The organism is Nocardia sp. NPDC060220 (assembly GCF_042727815.1).
Lineage (GTDB): Bacteria > Actinomycetota > Actinomycetes > Mycobacteriales > Mycobacteriaceae > Nocardia.
The window spans coordinates 1-9,304 of the sequence record NZ_JBHWZY010000201.1; the positions used below are offsets into that span (position 1 = coordinate 1).

General features: G+C 62.8%; 4 protein-coding genes and 1 pseudogene. 2 read left to right on the top strand and 3 right to left on the bottom strand.

Features of this window, described 5'->3' with window-relative positions:
• Both ACFWF3_RS13105 and ACFWF3_RS13110 read left to right on the top strand, forming a co-directional pair.
• The coding region (locus ACFWF3_RS13105; protein WP_379313858.1) for a type I restriction endonuclease subunit R at positions 1-2,807 on the top strand (2,807 nt) is incomplete at its 5' end.
• 26 nt (positions 2,808-2,833) lie between these two features.
• Positions 2,834-4,381 (top strand): protein kinase, encoded by a 1,548-nt coding sequence (locus tag ACFWF3_RS13110; protein ID WP_379313859.1) that lies wholly within the window; start codon positions 2,834-2,836, stop codon positions 4,379-4,381.
• 231 nt (positions 4,382-4,612) lie between these two features.
• Here the strand turns inward: ACFWF3_RS13110 and ACFWF3_RS13115 are convergent, their stop codons facing one another.
• The 3 genes and pseudogenes from ACFWF3_RS13115 to ACFWF3_RS13125 all read right to left on the bottom strand — a co-directional run.
• The gene (locus ACFWF3_RS13115; RefSeq protein WP_379313860.1) at positions 4,613-5,248 is read right to left on the bottom strand and encodes a hypothetical protein; all 636 of its coding nucleotides are present in this window, start codon (positions 5,246-5,248) and stop codon (positions 4,613-4,615) included.
• A 113-nt stretch (positions 5,249-5,361) separates the two neighbouring features.
• Positions 5,362-7,509, bottom strand: a complete 2,148-nt coding sequence (locus tag ACFWF3_RS13120; RefSeq protein ID WP_379313861.1) for an AIPR family protein — start codon at positions 7,507-7,509, stop codon at positions 5,362-5,364.
• A gap of 1,010 nt (positions 7,510-8,519) precedes the next feature.
• Positions 8,520-9,304 (bottom strand): annotated as a pseudogene (locus ACFWF3_RS13125) (hypothetical protein); the annotation flags it as partial.

A 9,304-nucleotide genomic window follows, 5' to 3' on the forward strand; every position in this document is an offset into this window, starting at 1 on the left:
GGCTGACGGTGGTGCGGGAGCTGCCGTATGCCACCAAGCTGGCCGACAAGGGCAACCGTCTTGACCTGGCCTTGCTGCTCAACGGAATCCCCGTCGCCACCGCCGAGTTGAAGAACCCCCTCACCGGTCAAACCGTCGAGGACGCGAAGAAGCAGTATCGCGAGGAACGGGATCCGAGCGAGCTGATCTTCCGGCAGCGGGTGATCGCGAACTTTGCGGTCGACCCGCTGCTGGCATTCGTCACCACCCAGTTGAAGGGCAAGAACACCCGGTTCCTGCCGTTGAATACCGGATCGGAGGGGCCGGGACAGCCGGGTGGGGCGGGTAATCCGAGTCCGGTGGACGGCAAGCACGCGACAGCGTATCTGTGGGAACAGATCTGGCATCCGGATAACTGGCTGGACCTGCTGGAACGGTTCGTGCATACCCAGTCCTCGTCCGGCCCGTCGGGCAAGTCGACCCGTTCGACGATCTTTCCGCGCTATCACCAGTGGGATGTGGTCAAGAAGCTCACCACACATGCCGCGAAACATGGTGCGGGACATAACTATCTAGTGATGGCCTCGGCCGGCTCCGGGAAGTCGAACACCATCGGCTGGCTCGCACACCGTCTCACCGATCTGCACACACCGACTGACGCCGCCCAGCTCGATCCGGCGGCGCACGCGGCCGGATTGCAGCCGGGAACACCGGTATTCGACAAGATCATCGTGATCACGGACCGCCGCAACTTGGACAGCCAGCTCAGCGAAACCGTGGGCGGGTTCGAACGGGTGCACGGTCTGGTGGTGAAGATCGACGAGAAGCTGGGCGCCAAATCGGGGCAGCTCGCGAAAGCTCTCGCGCAGGAATCCGGGAAGATCATCACGGTCACCTTGCACACCTTCCCCGCGCTGCTGGACTACCTGAAGCGCACGCCGACCGAACTGCTGGGTGGCCGGTTCGCGATCATCGTGGACGAGGCGCACTCCTCACAGTCCGGTGATGCGGCGACGGCGGTGCGGGCCGCGCTGCGCGACCTCGGGCTCGACGCTGACGACGAAGACTCGGGCTCGGTCGAACTGACGGTGGACGAACGGTTGCGGCGCAAAGCCGAGGACCGCAGTCAGGCGGGCAACCTCTCCTATTTCGCGTTCACGGCGACACCGAAAGCCAAAACGCTCGAGGCGTTCGGCACGTTGGTCGGCGACAAATATCAACCGTTCCACACCTATTCGATGCGTCAGGCCATCGAGGAAGGCTTCATCCTCGACCCGCTGCGTAACTACACCACTTACAAGACGTTCTACCGTCTGGTCAACGAGAACCCCGACGACCGCGAGGTGCCCGAAGCGAAGGCGAAATCGCTGCTGGCGCGGTTCGCCGTCACTCACCCGTCGACGGTGCATCAACAGGCACAGGTGATCGTCGAACACTTCATCGCCCACACCCGCGGGCGGCTCGGCGGTCGAGCGAAAGCCATGGTGGTCACCGACTCTCGTAAGAGCGCTGTCGCGATGACCCGCGCCATCCGCGACCATCTCGACCTCACTGGTTACGGCCAGCAGTACCCGGATCTCGGTGTGCTCGTTGCCTTCTCGGGCCCGCTCGACTTCGAAGGGGAGGAGACGAGTGAATCGAAGGAGAACGGCGGGCTCTCCGAATCCCAGCTGCCCAAGGCCTTCGGCTACACCCGCGCCGACGACATCGCCACCCGCTCCGGCGGCAAAGGCCAGCAGGAATACCGAATCTTGGTGGTCGCCGAGAAGTATCAGACCGGGTTCGATCAGCCGCTGCTCACGACCATGTATGTGAACAAGTCACTCAAGGGCATCGCGGCGGTGCAGACGCTCTCGCGGCTCAATCGCACCCAGGAACGCAAGACGCAGGACGACCTCGTGGTCCTCGACTTCGTCAACGACGGGGAGGACATCCAGGACTCGTTCCGGCCGTACTACGAACAGGCCGAGTCGATGCCGACCGACCCGAACCTGCTCTACCTCGCGCAGGACACGGTACTGGTCCCGCCGATCCTGCTACAGGCCGAGATGCGTGCCTTCGCCGACGCCTATTTGCAGGCCGAACAGCAGGCGGCCGGCTCTCAGGCGAAATGGCAGAAGCTGCACGCCGAGCTGTATGTGCACTTGGCTCCCGCGGTGAACCGCTTCGCCGAACTGCTCCACAGCGACGACGAGGACGACGTGGACCAGGCGGAATCCTTCCGTTCCGACCTCAAGGACTACGTTCGCAAGTACGGGTTCCTCGCCCAGATCGTGCCCTACCGCGACATCGACCTCGAACTGCTCCACCTCTACGGCAAGCACCTGCTCAATGTGCTGCCCCGGCGGTCCGACGGGGGCGTGGATGTCGGCGAGGTTGATCTCAGCTACCTGAAACTGCAGAAGACCGGCGAACTCGACCTGAGTCTCAGCGCCGACGGCGCGGTGGTGCTGCCCGGATTCGGCGATGGCACCGGTGGTGCGCAGGAACCGGAGAAGTCGCTGCTCTCGGAACTGATTTCGCAGTTCAACGAGCGATTCGGCACCGAATTCACCGAGGCCGACGTCGCTGCACCGTTCCAGCAGGCGCTCGACGACCCCGACCTGCAGCTCGCGGCCCTCGCCAACAGCAACGAAGAAGACTTCCAAGGCAAGTTCGAGGAAGTCTTCGAGAACAAGATGATCGACAACTACGCCACCCAGGTGGACCTCGGTAAGCGGTACTTCAGCAAATCGGACCCGAAATTCAAGGCGACCCTCGATCGGCAACTCGGTCGGGCTGCGTGGCGGATGATCAGAAGGCAACATGGTGACACAGGGGCGGCATGAGCCGCGATAACGCAGCAGGGGACTAGATGCGGGAACTGATCGACAAACGCTACGAGCTGACCGCGCTGATCAGCTCGGGCGGCATGGGCGCGGTGTGGCGGGGCTACGACATCGTGCTTGACCGGCCGGTCGCGATCAAACGGATCCGGGTGGACCAGGTGGAAACCGGCGAACTCGCCAAGGAGTTCACCGAGCGATTTCGCCGCGAAGCTCGGGTCACCGCCCGCATCAGGCACCACGGAGTGCCGCAGGTGTACGACGCGGTGCTCGATGCCTCGTTCGAAAATGTCTACCTGGTCATGGAATTGATCGATGGTGTCACCCTGCGCGACTACCTCGACCCCGATGCCCAGCTGCCACTGTCGTGGGTCGCGGCGGTCACGGCGCAGATCGCCACCGTGCTCTCGCACGCGCATGCCTTACCGGTCGTGCACCGAGACCTCAAACCCGACAACGTGCTCCTCACCCGCGACGGCTCGGTGAAGGTGATCGACTTCGGGATCGCCGCCATTCTGGATCAGAGCGCGGCCAAGATCACTCGAACCGGTCAGCAGATCGGCACGCTGCGCTATATGTCGCCGGAACGTATTCACGACCACCCGGTGACGCCCCGCTCCGATCTGTACTCGCTGGGATGCCTTATGCATGAAATGGTGGTTGGAAAACCACTTTTCGAGCACGATTCGCCCTACGAGGTGCAACGTATGCACATCGAGGTAGCTCCGTTGGGCCTGCGTGAATTCCGCGGCGATGTTCCCATAGACCTCGAGCGACTGGTGCTGGCCCTGGTGGCCAAGGATCCGCGCGACCGCCCTGCCGATGCCTACGCGGTCTATGAACGCCTGCTGCCATTCCTGCCCGCGCCGGGAGCCCCGATCCCACCCGGTGAGCTGTATCTCCCGGGACTGCCCGACCCCACTCGGATCTTCCGCCGCCCCAACGCCCCACTGGAAACCTCGCAGGTCGAGCCGACCCAACTGTCCGCCGCTCCCGTGCAAATCACCGCGCCGCTGACACCACTGCACCTGCGCACTGCGATCGACACCGCCCTGCATCGATACGAGGAACTGGTCGAGGCCGACCGCTTCGCGCAGGCCGCGGATGCCTTGGTAGCGGTCATCAACAGTGCCGCCGACGCTCGGGGTGCCGACCACGTCGATGTGCTCGAGCTCCGCCGAAAGGTGGTCGGCGCGTGGGTTCTCGGTGGCGAATACCGCCGGGCTCGAACAGAATTGGAATCGCTCGCCGAGGCCTACCGGCGCACGGAAGGCCGGTTCAGCGAGTCGGCGTGGGAGATGCGTTCGATGGCTGCGAGTTGTCGCATGCAGATCGGCGATATCGACGGCGGTTTCGCGGTCATGAACCAGCTGCTGAGCGATATCGTCGCCGCGGGCGGCGACTGTAGCGAGGCTGCCCTGGAAATGCGGCTGTCGCTCGGTGAGCTGTACTTCGATGCCGGTGCGTCCGCCGACGCGCGCCGGATACTCCAGCCGCTGCGCGATGATCTGCTGGTATTGCGTGGCCCGGATAATCCATTGTCCGCACAGGTTTCGGCGTTGCTCGATGAGCTCTGAGGAGAGGCGAGTGTGACTGTTCCGGTCTCGAGCGGCGCTTCACACCGGCACTTGGTTGGACTGCAGCTGCTTCAGCTCGGCGGGGCTGAGGCGCTGGGTCGAATCAGGGCGGCCGTCTGGGGAGAATCGGACTCCCTCGGCTTCGAGGAGGTGGAGCGGCCGACCAGGAAGCGTCGTACCAGCAGGGACTCGATGGACAGCAGTGCTCGGGCCACGCAGGATGAAAATCGCTCACCGCTGGTCCAATGACTTCTTCGCCCGAACCATCTTGTCGAGCAGCTGTTGCTGCCACACCGCTTGTTGTTCCCGCGAACCGATGTAGCCAGCCGGTCCGGTACTGCGATGGTGGGTCCTATGTAGCATCCGATTGGTTCGCGGGTACTGCTGCGCGAAGTGGCCCCATGCTTGTCGGGGTAAGTCGCCGAATATGAAGATTGACCGCAGGCGGGGCAACCGAGCGATCACCTGAATCAAAAGATCTGCTCCTTCCCTGAGCATTCTCGCTTGTTCGGTACCGGAGTGACTCCGGAAATTTCCGACATACCAGGGGTATATATTCCACGGGACGCAGTCGCGGCGGTCGATTCCGGAAAATTCGAGCGCGGCTGAGATCCGCTCCGCCGCCACGTCGGTGTTGTCGGCCGACAGGAATCCAGAGCCTTGCGCGACATCGTCGCGAGTCTGGCGTCCGGGCGATAGCGTCAATAACATCAGTCGTGCCTGAACTCCACCGAACTCAGGGGATACAAGCGGCACGAACCGCTCCGTATACCGATTTCTGAGCTCACCCACATAGCTGTTGAGTTCGTTGACATGGGGTTCGCGTGCCAACGCCTTGGTGGCAGCTCGATGCTCCGGGTGCCGCATCTGCCGAAACCTGGACTCCATTCGACCTCCCACGTTGACGAAATCGGATCACCGAGTACCTGCGATTGCTGCAATCATCCAACGCCGGCGGTAAGGCGTGGTTGGAAAGGTCACTACTCGGCGTCTTCCGTGGAATCCTCGAGTTGGTCGAGAACCCGCCCAGCCAGATCCGCCAAGGTTTCTCCGCTTTGTGTCATCCACCGGGTCGTGCCTTGGTTGGCGACCGGTCGACCCGTCCATTCGGCGAGCTCCCACATGTGCGCGATAAGACCAGACGGGGAGTATTGGTTGCCGTCGGCCGCCCACAGGACGGGGCGCTGCCGGTGCGCGACCCACGTTGCCCGTGTGCGCTTGGGATCCGCAGCCAACCAGCTCGCCAATGCCGCTGTCTCCACCGGGAAGTTGTCTGACAGGACGAGTACAGTGCCCTCGGCCAGAATCCCCTTGTCTATCAACACTGTCACGGCGTTTGGGCGGCGGCGGGGTCGTGGTGCGGTGCTCCTGCGGTACTGACGTGCCTTCGCATCCGAGAACGGTGTGTCGCCGGACAAAACGTACTCAGCAATCTCTCTGCATCGGTCGATGTCCGAGCACACCGCCTGCAGGCGCGCACGGTCCCCGAAACGCTCGTCAATTGTCGTCGCCACTTGTGGAACCAGCTGCTTCACCAGGTCTGGAACTCGTCCGATCGCCTGAGCGGACCATGCCAGATCGGGATCGGCCTCATCGAATCCGTCCGCGTCGAGTTTCCGGAACACGAGATGGGTCAGCAGATACATACCGTGATCCATCAGAACCACCCCACGGCGCGCAAAACGACTTCGCAATTGATGCAAGGTGCGCTGCACGGCGCGCAGGATCAGTACCGCGTTCCACAACTGGTAGACGCTGGGCCGCGGACGGAACAGTACATCGTGAATGCCCTGAGAACCGCGCTCCCACAACACATCCAACGTCGTCGCGATTCGCGCCGCGTATTGACTGTCAGGGTGAGCGCATGCCAGCGCGCACGCTGCCTCCACCACTGAACAGCCCGCGTCCGCAGGCGGCTCGAGTTCACCCCGCCGCACGCTGTATTCGAGTCCGAGTTCGGCGCGCATCTCCTCCATGATTGCCGCGTGCAGGGGCTCTAGAGCGATGAAGTCGCGTGCCTCGACCCGGTTCTGACGGTTGGTCGCCTGCGTTGTTCGCTTGGCGAAATCTTTCGCCGCGCCGGTAACGATGATGCGCACGCTGACCTGCGCCTCTCCGGCCGCATCGTCGTGGCGAACAGCTTCTGCAATCGACTTCACGGTTTGCGCGCCGTTGACGACGCTTGCTCCACGCAGCATCAGTGACAGTGGCCGATTATGCGGTGATCGCATGTTGTGTGCGGTTCGTTCGACTTCCTCGCAGAGCACCGTGACGCCGTTGTTGAAGTACCAGAAGTTTGCGGGCTCCTCAGTCAATGTCGTGATCAACTCATTGTTGATGGGTGTCCGACCGAGAGGATTTCGAATGTTAGCGCTGAAGAGGTCTGATCCGGTTTCGACCCAGCGAGCGATATCTGCGGCGTTCACCACGCCATGGAAGGACGGATGCGGCGATCCGATCTCGAACCACGGGAACAGCTCCACGTCCAGATTCACCGGCGGCGGTGTCAGATCGTTTCGGATCGACTCCCACACCTCGCGGGCAAGGATGATCCGATGGTCGAGGACGTTGCCGTGTCGATTGAACTCTTTCTCTCCATTGACCAACGCGTCGGTAAAGCCGGCTGTTACCTCGTCGGCCCGCATCAGCACAATGACTTGAGTAACAGGAACCGGCCGCCGGTTCATCTCAGCGTGGGCGTGTGCGGCGAGTGCGCGGCCGCGGGGGTTGAACGGCTCGAAGTCGCCATCGTCGATCAGCCGCAACCCCGCCAGCAACTCCATGACCGCCGAACGATCGCTGTGTGCTTTACCTGCCTTGCTCCATTTCGCCTGGACGAGGTAAATGTGCGGGTCCGTGCCATCGACCACCGCGATCGCGTCGATGCCCTGGTCGGACGCCCCGTCGATCACTGTGAGGGCGGCCTCGTGGTGACTGAATCCGGTGACGACCCTGACGGCCTGGGCGGTGAGCGCGCGTGACAGCGCGCGCGGTTCGACCTCCGCGGGTGGCCGACCGTCGAGATCGCTGATATCCAATAGCGCGGAGTCGATATAGATATCCCGGAGTGCCCGATCGACCTGGCGAACCTGGGTCGGCATGGTGACTTCGCCGTGTGCGCTGGTCAATCTCATCCCTCCTGACGGCCATCGGCCCGTGATCCCGAACTTGCAGAAATCCTGCAACGAGCATCGACCCCTACTGCACGTGCCCGTACTCACATCCTGACAGATGGACCAGGGCGCTGCGCCGAGTGGCTCGGATCCTATTCGCCTCGGCGACAGTGAATCTGGCTCGGCGAGGAGTCGAAAGGAGCCAGTCGACAACCCGGAGCCGGTCCACGATGGCTGACCCTCCGGATCGGACGATTGGTCGTCCAGCTACTCGGTCGGTACTTGTCAATGCCCACATCAACTTGGTGGCAGACGCTCCTGAAAACGCGAAAGTTGTTGTGGGGCAAGGCGCCGGGTAGCGGAAGCTGACTCAATCCTTGTCGGACCCGTCGCTCGGTTGCTGCCTTCGTCCATCGCGAGTTCGCTACCGAGTAGCCCGTCCGCGAGCATGTACCGAGCGTTCTCCTTCGGGTGGAGCGCCGCCCGCAGGGACTCGATGCGCGATTCCCGGTCGACCAACGTGGTGACGATCGACTGTTGTTCTACCAGCGAAGGGATAGGGACGGCGAGGTCGGCCAGGCTGCAGCGCTGATGGTCGGTGCGATGTGGGCCGAAGCGGTTGTCCGATTCGTGCTGTGGTGGCTCGACTCAGTAGAAATTCCAGCAGGTAGCGCGGATCAATGGCGGGCAGCCCCTCGTCGTTGATCTTGGTGCACTTCGGCCATCGAGTCCGCGATTGATGCGGCACGCACACAGCTGACCATCACCGGCGCGGAGGAGACTACTGCCGCGACACAACGGCTGCGTAGGTCCGGGCTGCCGGGTCCGGGCGAGCATGTTCCCTATCCGACTCCTTTTCCCACGCCGACAACCCTGATTGCCCGACCGCGATGACCAGGCTATCGCTCAACCCCATGCTCTTCCGGCTCTGCTCGATTCGGAACATGCTGTCCCGCGATACATATCCCGCACAGCCACCCATCACGACTTATTCGTCGCAAGGAGGCTGATAGGTCCCTGGGCGATCAGCTGGCCGTCAGCTTGTCCGCGAGTTCTGGTTGACCGCATCGAGTTGCTTGTGCGACGAGCTGGTTGCGAAGTTGTTCGGGGATTTCTGTGCGGATGTCGGACAAGCTTTGCCAGATGGCGGGATCTTGCGTGGTGATGGTGCCGACAAGGGTTTCCAGGTTGTCGGCTTCGTTGAGGAGGGTGAGGGAGCGGGATCGAGCGGACAAGTTTTGGCGGAGGAGGATTTGTATCAGGGTTGTGGTGCAATCGGCTGCCGTGGCGGCTTGGATCGCGGCGCGGAATTGGTTGTCGGTGAGGGTGTTTATGGTGGTGGCGAGGGTGTCGTGGGTGGTGGTGGGGAGGTCGTTGAGGAGGGGGAGGGCTTCGGGCCAGAGGTTGTGGGTGGCGGTGGCTTCGATGGCGGCGGTGAGGTAGGCGGGGCGGTGCATTACCGGGAGGGTGGCGAGGCGTTTGCGGTCTGGGGTGGAGAGGGCGAGGGCTACTGGGAGGAGGGTGGGCCAATGACTTTCGGCGTGGGCTTGCTCTATGAGGGTGGTGAGGGAGTCGTCGGGTTCGGTGGCTACTCGGGCGGCGACGGTGTGGAGTTGGGTGGGGGAGAGGTGGGTGGCTAGGGGGAGTAGGGAGAGCCAGAGGTTTTGGGTCAGGGCTAGGTCGGCGATTTTGGTGAGGAGGGTGGGGTTTTGCATGGCTGGGCGTTGGGCCAGGCGTTGTAGGGGTTGCGGGGACATGCCTGCTGCTACGGGGAGGAGGGTGTCCCAGGCGTCGACTTCTTCTACTGCGG

Bases quoted from the DNA above. Each gene is read 5' to 3' on its own strand.
- ACFWF3_RS13110 (WP_379313859.1), top strand. From the start codon at position 2,834: ATGCGGGAACTGATCGACAAACGCTACGAGCTGACCGCGCTGATCAGC.
- ACFWF3_RS13115 (WP_379313860.1), bottom strand. From the start codon at position 5,248: ATGCGGCACCCGGAGCATCGAGCTGCCACCAAGGCGTTGGCACGCGAA.